The sequence below is a fragment of the Streptomyces sp. GESEQ-35 genome (assembly GCF_017948485.1).
In the GTDB taxonomy this organism is placed as follows: domain Bacteria; phylum Actinomycetota; class Actinomycetes; order Streptomycetales; family Streptomycetaceae; genus Streptomyces.
Genome location: NZ_JAFFSX010000024.1, coordinates 51,540 through 66,019, shown reverse-complemented (window position 1 = coordinate 66,019; position 14,480 = coordinate 51,540). Strand labels below are relative to the sequence as shown.

Below are 14,480 nucleotides of genomic sequence, written 5' to 3'. Positions count from 1 at the left end.
CGAGGAGCCCGCTGTGCCGCACCTGCCCGACACCGTCCACGTCATGACCGACGACACCCGTCCGCACCCGGCCACTTCGGCCACCGAAGGCGTCTGGACGGTGCGCGGCACCCGGGTGACCGCCGAGCCGGCGGCCGACGGTCTGCGGGTGTGCGCCCGCGCGGGCGCCGAGGGCCTGTCGCGGATCGTGCTGCGCTGGAGGCACAGCACACCCGAAGGCGCCCGGATCCTGGGAGACGCCTGGGAGCGCGGCTACGGCGACCTCCAGTGGCGCACTCTTCAGCCGGAGCGCGCGCTGCCCTGGTACGTCCTGATCACCGGCGCATCCGGCGGAACGACGACCGGCTGGGGCGTGCGCACCAGAGCCGGCGCCCTGTGCTCCTGGACGGTCGACGAGGGCGGCATCACCCTCTGGGCGGATGTACGCAGCGGCGGCCTGCCGGTCCTGCCGGGTGAACGCGTGCTGGACGTGGCCACGGTGGTGACCGCCGCGGCCCCGACACCGTTCGCCGCGCACGAGGCGCTCAGCACCGTCATGAGCCCGGACCCGCTGCCTTCCACGGGCCCCGTCGTCGGCTGCAACAACTGGTATTACGCCTACGGACGTGGCTTCGGCCCCGACGCGGTCCTGCGCGACGCCCGGACGGTCGTGGAGTACGCCGACGGACATCCCGTCCGCCCGTACTGCGTGATCGACGACGGCTGGACGGAGGGCGGCGGATCCGCGCCCGGCGGTCCCTGGGACACCGGGCTGCCGGGCGTGTTCGACGACATGGCGGACCTGGCCGCCCGGATCACCGAGACCGGCGCCCGGCCGGGCCTGTGGTTCCGGCCGCTGCTCTCCAGGACCGAGACCGCCGCCGTCCGGCCCGGCATGCTGAGGGACGCCGGTTTCCCCCTCGACCCTTCCCTGGACGTCGCGTTGGAGACGGTCGCCGAGGACGTGAGCCGGTTCCGGCGGTGGGGGTACGAACTGATCAAGCACGACTTCTCGACGTACGACGTGTTCGGCAGGTTCGCCGCCGGCTCCCCCGCCGAACTCGCCTCGCCGGGCTGGTCGTTGGCCGACCGGTCCGTCACGAGCGCCGAGATCCTGGTCCGCCTGTACCGCACGATCGCCGAGGCCGCCGGGGACACGGTGGTGATCGGCTGCAACACGGTCGGCCATCTGTCCGCGGGCCTGGTGCGGGTACAGCGGTCCGGCGACGACACGTCGGGCCGCAGCTGGGAGCTGACCCGGCGCATGGGCGTGAACACGCTGGCCTTCCGGCTGGCCCAGCACAACAGGTTCTTCACCGTGGACGCGGACTGCGTGCCCTGCACTCCGCAGACGGACTGGAACCTCAACCGGCAGTTCCTGGACCTGGTGGCACGCTCCGGTACAGCCCTGTTCGTCTCGGTGGACCCCGCCGCCCGCACGGACCGCACGGACACCGACCTCGCCGCGGCCGTCAGGACAGCGCTGGACGGCGGGACACCCGGTGGCGTCGAGCCCCTCGACTGGCTGTCCACCACCGCTCCTCGCCGCTGGCGGGCCGGCACGGAGACCCTCGTCTACGACTGGGCCGAGCCCTGGGGAGCAACACCGCTGGCGGTCTGATTCCGCGGACGGCCGCCCGGTGTTGCTCCCCGGACGGACGGCTACGGCGTGATGGTGAGGCCGCCGTAATCCGAGAGGTTGGTCAGATTCACTTGGCTCAGCGTGGTCGCGGGTGCCGTGCTCCCCGGCATCACGATGTTGCGCAGCGCGACCCCGGTGATGGGTGCGCCGGGCAGGCCGTTGACGCGCGCGGCGGTGATACCGGCGTTGCGTACCTTCACGTTGGAGATCGTGACCCCGGTGACCGGGCCGATGCCCTGAGTGTTCCCGGTCATCATGGCCAGCCAGGTCCGGTTGTCGTCGTTCTTGAAGCTGAGCCGTTCGATGTCGATGTCGTCGAACTTGATGTTCGTCGCGCCCGCCGTCCCGTACTTGTGGTGGACGCCGATGCCGACGGCGGCGTCGTAGACGACGGCGTGCTGGAAGGTGACCTCGTTCTGCGACTGGAAGACGCCCTGGCCCACCTTGACGCCGTAGCAGTAGGTCCAGGAGACCAGGTCGTTGAAGGTGACGTTCTCCAGCGGGCGTGGGCTGCCGGGAACGGTGTTGTAGATGTCGACGCCCTCGGCCCAGGTCTTGGTGCTGAACGGGTCGTCGAGCCCGATACCGATCGCGTGGTCGACGGTGACGCCGGTGGACTCCATGACGTCGATGCCGTCGTTCTCGCCCATGTCGAACCTGTTGAACATCTTGATGTCGCGGAAGGTCATGTCCGACGACCGCAGCGGAATGACCGCCCAACTGCTGGACTCACGGAAGGTGATGCCGTCGACCGTGAAGCCGCTCGTGTAGACGGGGGCGAGGAGGTTCACGCCCAGGTTGTCGGGCGCGAGCGCGGCCTGGCCGTTCCCGTCGATGATTCCCCGGCCGTAGATCTTGATGTTCTTCGACGAGTACCGGGTGGAGATGAACCAAGTGAGGTCCCGCCCCTGCGAGTTCTTGTGTCCGTTCACCACGTAGTGGTCGCGGTCTCCCGTGTACCGGAGGACCGCACCGGGTGCGAGGTAGAACGCCAGGTTGCTCCGCAGATAGAGATTGCCCAGCGTGTAGACGCCGGCCGGCACGTACACGATGCCCTGCGTACCGTTGGCGGATCCGTACGCGGCGGCGTCGTTGAGCGCGTTCTGGAAGGCCGTCGTGGTGTAGGCGCCGGTGTTCGGCTGGGCCGAGTAGGGCGGGCTCTGTACGTTGAAGATCCCGGTCCCGCTCGACGCCGGACGGTCGGACTGGGCCGGGTCGGCCGCGATGACCAGGTTGGGGCGGCCGTCGAGCTTGACGATCAGATACTCGTCGTTCTGCACGGTGAAGGTCAGCGTCGAACCGCTCACGGACCCGGCGATGCCCAGCTTCTGCGGGCTGATGCTGTACGCGCCGATGTTCGTGTTGTTGGTCTTGGTCACCGCGATGACGGCCGTGCCCGTGCCCAGGGAGAGCTGCGCGATGTCGTAGCCCGTGTACTTGGTGACGGGCACGGACGTTCCGTTGACGGTCAGCCGGTAGTCGGTCGACGCCGGATAGATCGACGGGACCGGGTAGGCCTCCACGGTCCCTGGCGCGGCCTGGGCGGACTGGGGAACTCCCAACAGCGCCGCGACGCCCAGCAGCAGAGCGGTCAGCCCGAGGGCCAGAAGACGTGTCACGCGACTGTCGACTCCGTCGGTCGGAAGCAGTGCCGATCTCATCCGGTGTCCTTCCTGTCGGTCCATCGATGGGGCGCGCCCGTGCTCGTCGTGTGCTTCCCGAATCAGGCCGGTGGACGACGCGTCACGCTAAGCAGACCGGACAACCTTGTCAAGGTCATGACAAACAAGGATGAGCGCGTCCTACGACGCCCCTGCCCAGCAGGGGGTTTTAGGAGGAACCTCCGAGCGCGAGCGCCACCGTCAGCGCCGAGGTGTGGTCCGCCGCCTGCGAGAACACGTCCCGGGCGATCCCCCACTCCTTCGGCTGCGCCCCGGCGTACGGCTGCCAGTTCCGTACGACGATCAGCAGCCCCTGTTCCACGGCACCCTCGGGCCAGACGGTGTGGTCGGACAGGGAGTCGGCCAGCGCGTCCCAGTTGCGGCCGAACCAGTCGGGCAGCTCCAGCGCACGGGCGCAGCGGTCCATCAGGCCCGCCTTGTCCGTGATCCCGTCGAGGTCCAGCGTGACCACCAGCTCTGTCATCTCAGCTCCGCCCGGAACGATTCGTAGTGATCATCGGTGGGCTAGATCTTGCCACCCCACCCGCTGACGATCCACCGTTCCTGGTGACCGCAAGGGCACTGTCCCGCCCTCACAACCCGCCCTGTACGCTGCCGAGCGCCATCGCGGGAAGGGAAGCCCATGGACGTCGGCGCAGTGCAGGACCAGCGGCAGTTCCACATCCACCAGAGGGTGACCATGATGGTCAACCGCTACGAGATCTTCACCGACGACGGCAGCGGCGGGCCCGGTGCGAAGATCGCCTTCGTCGAGCAGAAGCGCATGAAGTTCAAGGAAGAAGTCACCCTCTACACCGACGAGTCGAAGCAATCCGTCTTCGCCGCCTTCAAGGCCCGCAAGGTCGTCGATCTCGCCAGCGCATATGACGTCACCGGCGGCGGGCAGCCGATCGGCGTGTTCGGCAAGAAGTTCGGGAAGTCGCTGCTGCGCTCGACATGGACGCTCGACCAGCCGGGACTCCCTGCCCTCACCATTCAGGAACGCAACGCCGCTCTGGCGGTCTTCCGGCGGGTGTGGGGGCTGCTGCCGTTCATCGGCGACCTGCCCTTCATCTGGAAGTACCACTTCGACTTCGTCGACGCGGACGGCCGGAACGTGGGTTCCTTCGAGAAGAAGACCCGCTTCCGTGACCACTACGTCGTCCGGATCGAGGACGACCGACGCGACCGGCGACTGATGCTCGCACACGCGGTGGCCCTGGACGCGTTGCAGTCACGCTGACCGTCCGGGGCGTCAGCTCCCGCACGGCGAAGGCGGTCGGCCACATGGTGCCCCTCCTTGACGATGGCGTGCAACCGCTCGGCGATGACGCGGTCCTCTTCCGGCATCTCGGCGATCTTCTCGACCGGCTTCGTCAAAACTGACCGATGCTGCCGGTGGCGCAGAAGCAGCGAAGGGCGAACCGCAGCGGCCTGCCGCCGCGGTTCGCCCCGTCACAAGCTGCCGTGAACGACCGTCAGGGGCCGTCCGGGTCCGCCCTGTTGAGGGCGGGACGCGGCGTCGGTCCCGTCGTCAGCAGGTAGTCGGCCGCGGAGGTGTCCGTCACCAGACTGGTGACGAGCCCCGACCGCAGCACGGCGTCGATCGCGGCCGCCTTCCGCTGTCCGCCCGCGATCGCCACGACCTCGGGGATACGGCGGAGCTGGTCGGCCTTGACGGTGATGCACCGCTCGCCCAGGTCCCGTCCGACCCGGCGGCCCTCGGCGTCGAAGAGGTGCGCGGACGTCTCGGCGGCGACACCGAGGGACGAGTAGTGCGCCCGCTCCTCGTCGCTGAGCATGTCGTACACCGTCGAGATGCCCGGCTCCCAGGAGCCGATGGAGACACAGGCGACGGTGACCTTGTCGAAGTACTCGAAGGCGCGGGCGATCCCGGTCTGGTTGCGCAGCGCCGCCGCGGTGGCCGCGTCCGGCAGCAGCATCGGCGCGTAGATGGGGTGGGCGTCGCCGCCGGACACCTGGGCGGCCCGCCGCACGGCCTCCACCGAACCGCGCTCGGCGGTCCCGGCGTCGTACACGCCCGTCAGCTGCACCACCGTGCACGGCGGCAGCCGGTCGAGGGCCGCGGCCATGTGGATGGTGGAGCGGCCCCAGGCGAGGCCGAGCACATCGCCCTCGTTGACGAGTTCACCGAGCAGGTCGGCGGCCACCTCACCGAGGTTCTCGGGGTCGGGCGAGTCCTCGGGCTCGGCCGGGGACTCGACCACGACGGCATGCCTGAGGCCGTAGCGGGCGCGCAGCGCGTCGGAGCGGTCGGCGTCCAGTTCTGCCGGGACACGGATCTCGATACGTACGAGATCCCGTTCGAGGGCGGTCTCCAGGACCCGGGCCACCTTGAAGCGGCTGACGCCGAACTCCTCGGCGATCTGGATCTTGGACTTGCCCTCGAGGTAGAAGCGGCGGGCCATGGCCGCCGCCTGCACCAGCTCAGCGGGTCCCATCCGCATGGCTGACCGGCCCGCCGACATTGCCGACACGGCGCTCTCCTCACTGCTGTTCACACTCTGGATTCGCCGTTCATCCTTGCAGATCCGGCGCACTTGATCCGCCCTGATGGGCGTCGTTCACGTTCCCTTGGCTCAGTGGTCGCACGCCCAGGACGCACGGGCCGTCACCGCCTCGGCTTGGGTGCGCAGTGCACGTACCGCCTCGACCGGATCGGCGGCCGAGTACACCGCCGAACCGGCCACGAAGACATCGGCTCCGGCCTCCGCGCAGCGCTCGATCGTCGCCGCCGAGACTCCGCCGTCGACCTGAAGCCACAGCTCAAGGCCATGCTTGCTGATCAACTCGCGGGTGCGGCGAATCTTCGGAAGCATGATGTCCAGGAACGCCTGGCCACCGAAGCCCGGCTCGACCGTCATGATCAGCAGCATGTCGAGCTCGGGGAGCAGATCCTCGTACGGCTCGATGGGCGTCGCCGGCTTGAGCGCCATGGAGGCACGGGCACCCTTGGCCCGGATCTCCCGGGCCAGCCGCACCGGAGCGGAGGCCGCCTCGACATGGAACGTGACGGAGCCGGCACCCGCTTCGACGTACTGAGGCGCCCACCGATCGGGGGCCTCGATCATCAGATGGCAGTCCAGCGGGGTGTCCGTCGCACGGGCCAGGGACTCTACGACCGGCACGCCGAGCGTGAGGTTCGGGACGAAATGGTTGTCCATCACGTCGACGTGGAGCCAGTCGGCCCCTTCGACCGCCTTCGCCTCTTCGGCGAGCCGGGCGAAGTCGGCGGACAGGATGCTGGGGTTGATCTGCACGGCCATAGCCCAAGCCTCCCATGTCCGGGCACGAATGTTCGCCCCGGTCCGGACCTAAGACGTTCATCGGATGTTGTACGAGGGCCGCACGTGCCATGCTGGGCGGCCCACAGGCTCCACGGGCGGCTACGGGGGTGGCCATGACGGGGACCGGGTCCGAGACCGACGAGACCAAGACGAACAGCAAGGGCATCGCGCACCTGGTGTGCGGACGCCGCGCCAAGTGGGTCGTTCTGGTGCTGTGGCTGGTGGCGCTGTTCCTGACGGCGCCCTTCGCACAGAAGCTCACCGACGCCCAGGACAACGACGCGGCCTCCTGGCTGCCCGGGTCCGCCGAATCGACCCAAGTCCTGGAGATCTCCGAGGACTTCAGGCCCGAGCAGATCCCGGCGATCGTCATCTACGCCCGCGAGAGCGGCCTGACCGCACAGGACCGGGCGCAGATCAGCGAGGACGTGCAGCAGCTCAAGCAGCTGACCGACCACGGCATCCGGGGCGACGAGACCCGGGGCCCGACGTTCGACCGGCAGACGGATCCGCGGGCCGCCCAGATCTATGTCCCGATCACCATGGACGAGAAGGGCTGGGAGCGCATCGCGCCCGCCGTCGACTCGATCCGGGACGATGTCGGCGAGGGCGGCGGCGGGCTCGCCGTGCACATCACGGGCCCGGGCGGCACCTCCGCGGACTTCTCCGAGGCCTTCGAGGGCATCGACTCGACGCTGCTGCTGTCCGCGATGGGCGTCGTCATCGTCATGCTGCTGCTGACGTACCGCAGTCCGTCGCTCATCCTGGTCCCGCTGCTTTCCGTGATCGCCGCCCTGTTCACCGCTCAGGCCGTGGTCTACTTCTTCGCCGAACACGCGGGCCTGACCGTCAACGGCCAGAGCGCGGGCATCCTCACGGTGCTCGTCTTCGGCGCGGGGACGGACTATGCCCTGCTCCTGGTCGCCCGCTACCGGGAAGAGCTGCGCCGCCACGAGGACCGGCACGAGGCGATGGCGCTTGCCCTGCACCGGGCAGGACCCGCGGTGATCGCGTCCGGCGCCACGGTCGTCCTGAGCATGCTCGTGCTGCTGGCCGCCGAGATGAACTCGACCCGAGGCCTCGGCCCGGTCGCTGCGATCGGCGTCGCCGTCGCGCTGGTGGCGATGATGACGCTGTTCCCGGCCCTGCTGGTGATCTTCGGCCGCTGGATCTTCTGGCCGGTGATCCCGCAATTCGGCTCGGCCGACCCGACCGAGCGCGGCCTCTGGGCCCGCATGGGCCGCCGTATCGCCCATACCCCGCGCATGGTCTGGGCGGTCACGGCGATCGCCCTCGCGATCTGCTCGCTCGGCCTGATCCAGCTCCGCGCGGAGGGCATCAGCAACGCGGACGCGTTCACCGGCAAACCGGACTCGATCACCGGCCAGGAAGTCTCGGAACGCTACTTCCCGGCGGGCACCGGCGATCCGCTGGTCATCGTGAGCAACCAGGCGCAGGCCCAGCAGGTCGGCCAGGCGGTCGCGGACACCCAGGGCGTCGTCCCCGAATCGCTGGGTCTGCCACCGGGCACGAAACCGTCCTTCGAGGGCAAGGTCCTCTTCGAGGCCACCATGACCGACCCGGCCGACAGCGAGGCCGCGAAGCAGACGGTCGAACGGGTCCGCGACGCCGTGCACGCGGTGCCGGACGCCGACGCCCAGGTGGGCGGAGGTACGGCGGCCCTGCTGGACATGGACAAGGCGACCACGCACGACAACATCCTGATCATCCCGCTGGTGCTGGTGGTCGTGCTGCTGATCCTCGGTGCCCTGCTCCGCGCCCTGATCGCCCCGCTGCTGCTGATCGGGACGGTGATCCTGTCGTTCGCGGCGGCACTCGGCATCAGTGCCCTGGCCTTCCGGTACGTCTTCGACTACGCGGGCGAGTCGACGGACTTCCCGCTGTTCGTCTTCGTGTTCCTGGTGGCCCTGGGCATCGACTACAACATCTTCCTGACCACACGTATCCGCGAGGAAGCGGGCCGCCAGGGCACCCGCCCAGGCGTCATCACCGGGCTCGCCGCGACCGGCGCGGTCATCACCTCCGCCGGCCTGGTGCTGGCCGGCACGTTCGCCGCCCTGGGCACCCTGCCGATGGTGGCCTTCGCGGAGATCGGCTTCACGGTCGCGCTGGGCATCCTCCTGGACACCTTCCTGGTCCGCTCGGTCCTGGTCACATCCCTGTTCCTGGACGTCGGCCCGAAGGTCTGGTGGCCGCACCGCATGGCGAAGGAGGACGGATCGGCTCTGGCGCGCGAACCCGCGGAGAACGTCACGCAGTCCGGCGGATGAGCGCCAGATACATCGCGTCGGTCCCGTGCACATGCGGCCACAGCTGTACGTCGGGACCATCGCCGAGGTCCGGCACGCCGGGCAGGAGCGGACGGGCGTCGAGGAGTTCGGCGTGCGGATGCTGCTTCAGCACATCGTCGACGACGGCCCGGGTCTCCGCGAGGTGCGGAGAACAGGTGACGTAGCCGACGACTCCGCCGACCCGCACGGAGTCGAGCGCGGTACGCAGCAGGTCGCGCTGGAGCGGACCGAACCCGTCGAGGTCCTCGGGCCGCCGCCGCCAGCGCGCCTCGGGCCGCCGGCGCAGAGCCCCGAGCCCGGTGCACGGCACGTCCATCAGCACCCGGTCGAAGGAGCCGGGACGCCACGGCGGCCGGGTCCCGTCGGCGGCGATGACCTGGTACGGCCCCGGGTTCCCGGCGAGCGCCTTCGCGACCAGCCCCGCGCGGTGGGGCTGCTTCTCGGAGGCCAGCAGTGCGGCGCCCCGCTCGGCCGCGAGCGCGGCGAGCAGCGCGGCCTTGCCACCGGGCCCGGCACACCCGTCGAGCCACTTCTCGTCAGGCCCGTCGACAGGGGCGTTGGCGAGGGCCAGCGCGACGAGCTGGCTGCCCTCGTCCTGGACACCGGCCCGCGCCTCGCGCACGGCCCCGATCGCACCGGGCTCGCCGCCCTCGGTGAGCCGTACGGCATACGGCGACCAGCGCCCCGGCACGGCGGCCTCCTCGCCGAGCAGTTCCTCGGCCGTGGCCCGACCTGGCCGCGCGACCAGGGTGACCTCGGGCCGCTCGTTGTCGGCCGCCAGCAGCTCCTCGATCCCCGCGCGTCCGCCACCGAGGGAGTCCCACAGTGCGGAGACGACCCAGCGGGGGTGCGAGTGCACGACGGCGAGATGCTCCTCGGGATCGTCGTCGTAGGGCGGAGCGACCTTGGCGAGCCATCCGTCGAGATCGTCCTGGGCAACCTTCCGCAGGACCGCGTTCACGAACTTGGCCCGCCCGTCGCCGAGCACGACCCGGGCCAGCTCGACGGAGGCGGACACGGCGGCGTGCGTCGGAATCCGTGTCCCGAGCAGCTGATGGACCCCGAGGCTCAGTACGTCGAGTACCGGCGGATCGACCTCCCGAAGCGGCCGGTCGATACAGGCGCCGATGACGGCGTCGTACGTCCCCTGCCGCCGCAGCGTGCCGTACACCAACTCGGTCGCGAGCGCGGCGTCCCGTCCATCGAAGTCGTCTTTCTCCCGCGCCTTCCTGAGTAGGGGCGGGAGCACGAGGTTGGCGTACGCGTCCCGCTCGTCCACCGCCCTGAGTGCCTCGAAGGCAAGGATGCGGACGGGGTCCTTCTGGGGCCGGCGGTAGGGCTTGCGGGGCCGGCGGGACTGCTCGCTCACGAAAAAGGTGCTCCGGATGAAAGGGGAGAGACGTGCACCCAGCGTACGTCGACGCCGGGGCCGTGTTACGCGCCGAGCGTCTCGCCGTCGGCGTCCCGCACCCCGCGCGCCCAGTCGGCCGCCCGCATGGGCTTCTTGCCCTGGGCCTGGACCCAGAGCAGTTCGACGGCGTACGAGCCCGTACCGACGTACACATGGTTCTTGCCGACCGAGAGCGCACCCGGGGCGAGCTCGTCGCGGTCGGGCACGGTGGCGACCTGGATGAGCTTGAGCCGCTCGCCGCGGAAGACGGTCCAGGCGCCGGGGGCCGGGGTGCATCCGCGCACGACGCGATCGACCCGCAGAGCGGGCGCCGCCCAGTCGACGTGAGCGTCCTCGACGGTGATCTTCGGCGCCATCGTGACGCCCTCGGACGGCTGCGGTACGGCCTTCAGGGTGCCGTCCTCGATACCGTCCATGGTCGCGGAGAGCAGCCCGGCGCCGGCGAACGCGAGCCGGGTCAGCAGGTCGCCGCTGGTGTCCGTGGGCCGGATCGTCTCGGTCACCGTGCCGTAGACGGGCCCGGAGTCGAGCCCCTCCTCGATCAGGAAGGTCGAGGCGCCCGTGATCTCGTCCCCAGCCATGATCGAGTGCTGGACGGGAGCGGCCCCACGCCAGGCGGGCAGCAGCGAGAAGTGCAGATTGACCCAGCCGTGGGCGGGGATGTCGAGGGCCACCCGGGGCAGCAGGGCACCGTACGCGACGACGGGACAGCAGTCCGGGGCGATCTCCGTGAGCCGCTCCAGGAATGCCGGGTCCCGCGGCTTCACGGGCTTCAGCACCTCGATCCCGGCCTCCTCCGCCCGCTCGGCGACCGGACTCGCGACCAGCCTGCGCCCACGCCCGGCCGGCGCATCAGGCCGCGTGACAACAGCGGCCACCTCGTGCCGCCCGGAGGCGATCAGGGCGTCCAGTGCGGGAACGGCGACCTCGGGGGTACCGGCGAAGACGAGCTTCATGGGTGGGTACGGGCCTCTCGGGCGGGGGTTGGGTGCGGGCGACACACCAGTCTATGGCGGAGGACAGGGACAAGCTCCCCGGACCCGCAGCCGAATGCCGCTGCTGTCCAACTGGAAACGGGTGGTGCGCGGGTGGGAAAGAAAGGGCGCCCGGCCGAAGGCCGAGGCGCCCGCGCACGCCCCGGCGCCAAGGGCGCACGCATATGCCCATACGCCCCCACTGCGTGACCCGCGGAGCGAATCCGCGTTGGTCAAGAAAGAGTTGACCACAACGGGCCGCACATCGCGCGGCCCGATCCTTTTCAACGCCGGTTCGAGAGGCTTGTTCATGGCCGACCACGCAACCCACGACGCCCAGGCTCGGGCCAGCCTGCACTTGCTGGTGCGGGACATCGAGCGGGTCCGCCGGCAGGTGGACGCACTGCGCACGCTCACCGCCCAGTTGGGCAACGTCTACCGCCCGCGCCGCTCCGGCCCCTCCACGGGCTTCGTCGTCTACGGACGCGCCCCCGCCCCGACGGTCCGCCTCGCGCAGGAACTGCGCGACAGTGTCGAGACCCTGGTCACGGCGGCCGTGGACTTCGACCGCTCACTCGGCTTCTCGTGGGACGCGGTGGGCTCCGCGCTCGGCGTCACCAAGCAGGCCGTGCACCGCCGTTACGGATCACGCCGTGCCGCGACGCAGGCGGCCACCGAGGCCGAGATGCCGGCGGAGCCGACAGTCGCCCGCACGGTCAACGTCAACACGGGCATTCCCACGATGCCGACGGTCCCCGCCGCGCGCTCCATGCCCACCCAGCCGACGGCAGGCAGCCCGGTCCTCCGCGACGAGGCCAGGCCGACAGCCTTCCCGGGCCCGCGCAACGGCTGACGACACCCACCGCACTGCCCTCCCGGCAAGGATCCGGGAGGGCAGAATCATGCTGCGCCGGCGACCAATCCGTGCGACGGTCACCAGTCGCCGCCTCTCACCCGATATCAGGCGGATCAATCCGAATCCGAACCGCCTCCTCGCTCCCCTTGGCCATCCGCGCAGCCTGCGCGGCCTTCAACGCGGCTGCCAGCGCAGACCCCCGCCCCGGCGGCACCCTGATCAGGGCCCGCTCCCAGTGCTCCCCGGGCGGCGGCGCTCCCACCTGCCGGGGACGCCCCGCGGCCGTGACGGGCAACGGCACGGGCCCCAACACCTGAGCCTCCCGAGGTAGTTCCACCGCCTCCAGGAACGCCCCGACCGCATCTCGCGACCCCGACACGGCAGCCATCCGCGACACCGGCGGAAACCCCAGCTCGGCGCGCTCGCCGAGCTCCCGCACCGCATGCCCGACGGGATCCCACCGCACCAGTGCCTGCACGGGCCGCAACGTCGGTTCCGCGACGACGACCACGGTGCCGCCGTCCCCCTGCGGCCGTACCAGCGCCGCCGCGGCGATCCACCGCCGCAACGCGTCCTCGCCGGCGCGCAGATCGGGCCGCCCGAGCATGGCCCACCCGTCCAGCAGCAGGGCCGCCGCATACCCGCCCTCGGCCACCGGCTCGGCCCCCGGCGTGCTCACGACCAGCGCGGGCGCCCCCGGCACGGTGTCCAGCACATGCTCACGCCCTGACGTCCGAACCGCCACGGCAGGAAAGGCGCGCCCCAGCTCCTCGGCGGTCCGCCGCGCCCCGACGACCTGCGCCCGCAGCCGGAACGACCCGCACTCCGGGCAGTGCCAGGCGCCCTCCTCACGCCCGCACCAGCCGCAGCGCAACGCCCCGGCGTCCTGCGCCTCCAACGGCCCGGCACAATGCCGGCACCGCGCAGGGGCCCGGCACTGGGCACAGGCCATCCGCGGCACATACCCCCGCCGCGGCACCTGCACCAGCACCGGCCCGGTGCGCAACGCGTCCCTGACGGCCTGCCAGGCAAGGGTCGGCAGTCGCGCGGCCCGCGCGGCCTCGTCCCGCGCGAGATCCCCGTCCCCCACGGTCCGTACGAGCGGAGCGGCACCCCGCACCTGCTCGCGGGTCGCCACCAACGGCCCCGCCCACCCGCTCTCCACGAGCTGCGCGGCCTCCACCGTGCAGCTCCAGCCGCCCAGCAGAAAGGCGCACTTGTCCTGGGCGGCCCGCAGCAACAACACCTCCCGCGCATGCGGCTGCGGCGCATGCAGCTCGCTGTGGCTGTCGTCGCCGTCGTCCCAGATGGCGACGAGCCCGAGATTCTGCACCGGGGCGAACATCGCGGCCCGCGTGCCCACGACGGCTCGCACGGACCCCCGCCGGACGGCCAGCCACTCCCGGTAGCGCTTCTCGGGCCCGGCGTCGGCGGTGAGTACGGCATGCCGCCCCTCCCCCAGCAGCGAGGTCAACGCGGCGTCGACCCGCGCGACCGCCCGCCCGTCCGGCAGCACGACCAGCGCACCGCGTCCGGAGGCGAGCGTCGCCACGACAGCCCGGGCCAGCTCCCCGCTCCATGCGTCGGCCCCGGGCAGGGCGTTCCACACGGCACGCGGCGCACCCCCGGAGGCCAGCGCCTCAAGAAACGCGGCACCCCGCTCATACCGCCGCCAGGACCCCGCCTCGGGAGCCCCCGGCGCGGGCAACGGCTCGGGGGACGGCCGCTGCTCGGCCCGCGCGCTGCGCGGAGGCACGGCGAGCTGGAGCACATCGGCGAGACTCCCGGCGTACCGGTCGGCGACAGCGCGGGCCAACCCGAGCAGTTCCTCGCTCAACACGGGCTCGGGGGACACCACCTGAGCCAGCGCGGCCAGCGGCCCGGAGTAGTCGGACTCGGCCCGCCGCTCGACGAGAAACCCGTCGATCAGCCCGCCGCCCTCACGCCGCCCGTCCCGCACCCGGTTCCGCCCGGCCCCGAACCGCACCCGCACCCGCACGCCCGGCTGCGCCTCGGCGTCGAGCTCCTCGGGCACCGCATAGTCGAAGTACCGGTCAAGATGCAGCACCCCCTTGTCCACGAGCACCCGCGCAACAGGCAGCGTCGTGGCCAGCGCGGCCCCCCGCCACGTCCGCGGCTTGGCCCGCGGCGCCTTCGCCTTGCGCACACTCTCCCGAATGAACGCGAGCTGCTCGGGCGGCGCACCCTCCCCGCCACCCGCCCCCTGCCCGTCCTCGCTGCTCACCCTTGCATTCTTCCAAACGCCACTGACAACCGACCGCGCCCGAGTTCCCCGCACACCTCTCGGCCCTCCCCACCGGGCTCGAAACGCACCGA

11 protein-coding genes are annotated in these 14,480 nt (G+C 71.0%); 4 read left to right on the top strand and 7 right to left on the bottom strand.

The window, feature by feature from the left end:
• The first annotated feature begins 43 nt into the window (after positions 1-43).
• Positions 44-1,600, top strand: coding sequence for a hypothetical protein (locus tag KCH87_RS35495; protein WP_210591903.1), 1,557 nt, complete (start codon positions 44-46; stop codon positions 1,598-1,600).
• 41 nt (positions 1,601-1,641) lie between these two features.
• Here the strand turns inward: KCH87_RS35495 and KCH87_RS35490 are convergent, their stop codons facing one another.
• Together KCH87_RS35490 and KCH87_RS35485 are read right to left on the bottom strand one after the other, a co-directional pair.
• Complete coding sequence (locus KCH87_RS35490) at positions 1,642-3,240, bottom strand: glycosyl hydrolase family 28 protein (protein ID WP_308298994.1); 1,599 nt, start codon at positions 3,238-3,240, stop codon at positions 1,642-1,644.
• A 211-nt stretch (positions 3,241-3,451) separates the two neighbouring features.
• The gene (locus KCH87_RS35485; RefSeq protein ID WP_210591899.1) at positions 3,452-3,766 is read right to left on the bottom strand and encodes a barstar family protein; all 315 of its coding nucleotides are present in this window, start codon (positions 3,764-3,766) and stop codon (positions 3,452-3,454) included.
• A gap of 159 nt (positions 3,767-3,925) precedes the next feature.
• Here KCH87_RS35485 and KCH87_RS35480 point away from each other — a divergent pair, with 159 nt between their 5' ends.
• Positions 3,926-4,525 (top strand): hypothetical protein, encoded by a 600-nt coding sequence (locus tag KCH87_RS35480; RefSeq protein ID WP_210591897.1) that lies wholly within the window; start codon positions 3,926-3,928, stop codon positions 4,523-4,525.
• 235 nt (positions 4,526-4,760) lie between these two features.
• Here KCH87_RS35480 and KCH87_RS35475 read toward each other — a convergent pair whose 3' ends face one another.
• Together KCH87_RS35475 and rpe are read right to left on the bottom strand one after the other, a co-directional pair.
• Positions 4,761-5,804 carry a sugar-binding transcriptional regulator gene (locus KCH87_RS35475; protein WP_210591895.1) on the bottom strand — a complete coding sequence of 348 codons (1,044 nt, stop codon included), beginning with the start codon at positions 5,802-5,804 and terminating at the stop codon, positions 4,761-4,763.
• A 78-nt stretch (positions 5,805-5,882) separates the two neighbouring features.
• On the bottom strand, positions 5,883-6,569 hold the full coding sequence (gene rpe / locus KCH87_RS35470; protein WP_210591893.1) for a ribulose-phosphate 3-epimerase: 687 nt from the start codon (positions 6,567-6,569) through the stop codon (positions 5,883-5,885).
• Between the two features lie 134 nt (positions 6,570-6,703).
• Here rpe and KCH87_RS35465 point away from each other — a divergent pair, with 134 nt between their 5' ends.
• Positions 6,704-8,881: an MMPL family transporter gene (locus KCH87_RS35465; protein WP_247197296.1), complete on the top strand. Its 2,178-nt coding sequence runs from the start codon at positions 6,704-6,706 to the stop codon at positions 8,879-8,881.
• On the opposite strand, the gene KCH87_RS35460 is transcribed toward KCH87_RS35465, so the two are convergent.
• Together KCH87_RS35460 and fmt are read right to left on the bottom strand one after the other, a co-directional pair.
• Positions 8,862-10,271, bottom strand: a complete 1,410-nt coding sequence (locus KCH87_RS35460; RefSeq protein ID WP_210591889.1) for an RsmB/NOP family class I SAM-dependent RNA methyltransferase — start codon at positions 10,269-10,271, stop codon at positions 8,862-8,864. The genes KCH87_RS35465 and KCH87_RS35460 overlap by 20 nt on opposite strands.
• A gap of 65 nt (positions 10,272-10,336) precedes the next feature.
• Entirely contained in the window at positions 10,337-11,269 is a 933-nt protein-coding gene (gene fmt / locus KCH87_RS35455; protein WP_210591887.1) for a methionyl-tRNA formyltransferase, read from the bottom strand.
• Positions 11,270-11,597: 328 nt separating this feature from the next.
• Between fmt and KCH87_RS35450 the strand changes: the two genes are divergently transcribed.
• Complete coding sequence (locus KCH87_RS35450) at positions 11,598-12,140, top strand: hypothetical protein (RefSeq protein ID WP_210591885.1); 543 nt, start codon at positions 11,598-11,600, stop codon at positions 12,138-12,140.
• A gap of 97 nt (positions 12,141-12,237) precedes the next feature.
• Here the strand turns inward: KCH87_RS35450 and KCH87_RS35445 are convergent, their stop codons facing one another.
• A complete protein-coding gene (locus tag KCH87_RS35445) occupies positions 12,238-14,388 on the bottom strand; it encodes a primosomal protein N' (RefSeq protein WP_210591882.1) in 2,151 nt (716 codons plus the stop codon).
• Between the last annotated feature and the right edge of the window lie 92 nt (positions 14,389-14,480).

Coding starts and splice junctions, on each gene's coding strand:
- KCH87_RS35480 (WP_210591897.1), top strand. CDS start 3,926: ATGGACGTCGGCGCAGTGCAGGACCAGCGGCAGTTCCACATCCACCAG.
- fmt (WP_210591887.1), bottom strand. CDS start 11,269: ATGAAGCTCGTCTTCGCCGGTACCCCCGAGGTCGCCGTTCCCGCACTG.
- KCH87_RS35450 (WP_210591885.1), top strand. CDS start 11,598: ATGGCCGACCACGCAACCCACGACGCCCAGGCTCGGGCCAGCCTGCAC.
- KCH87_RS35485 (WP_210591899.1), bottom strand. CDS start 3,766: ATGACAGAGCTGGTGGTCACGCTGGACCTCGACGGGATCACGGACAAG.
- rpe (WP_210591893.1), bottom strand. CDS start 6,569: ATGGCCGTGCAGATCAACCCCAGCATCCTGTCCGCCGACTTCGCCCGG.
- KCH87_RS35465 (WP_247197296.1), top strand. CDS start 6,704: ATGACGGGGACCGGGTCCGAGACCGACGAGACCAAGACGAACAGCAAG.
- KCH87_RS35495 (WP_210591903.1), top strand. CDS start 44: ATGACCGACGACACCCGTCCGCACCCGGCCACTTCGGCCACCGAAGGC.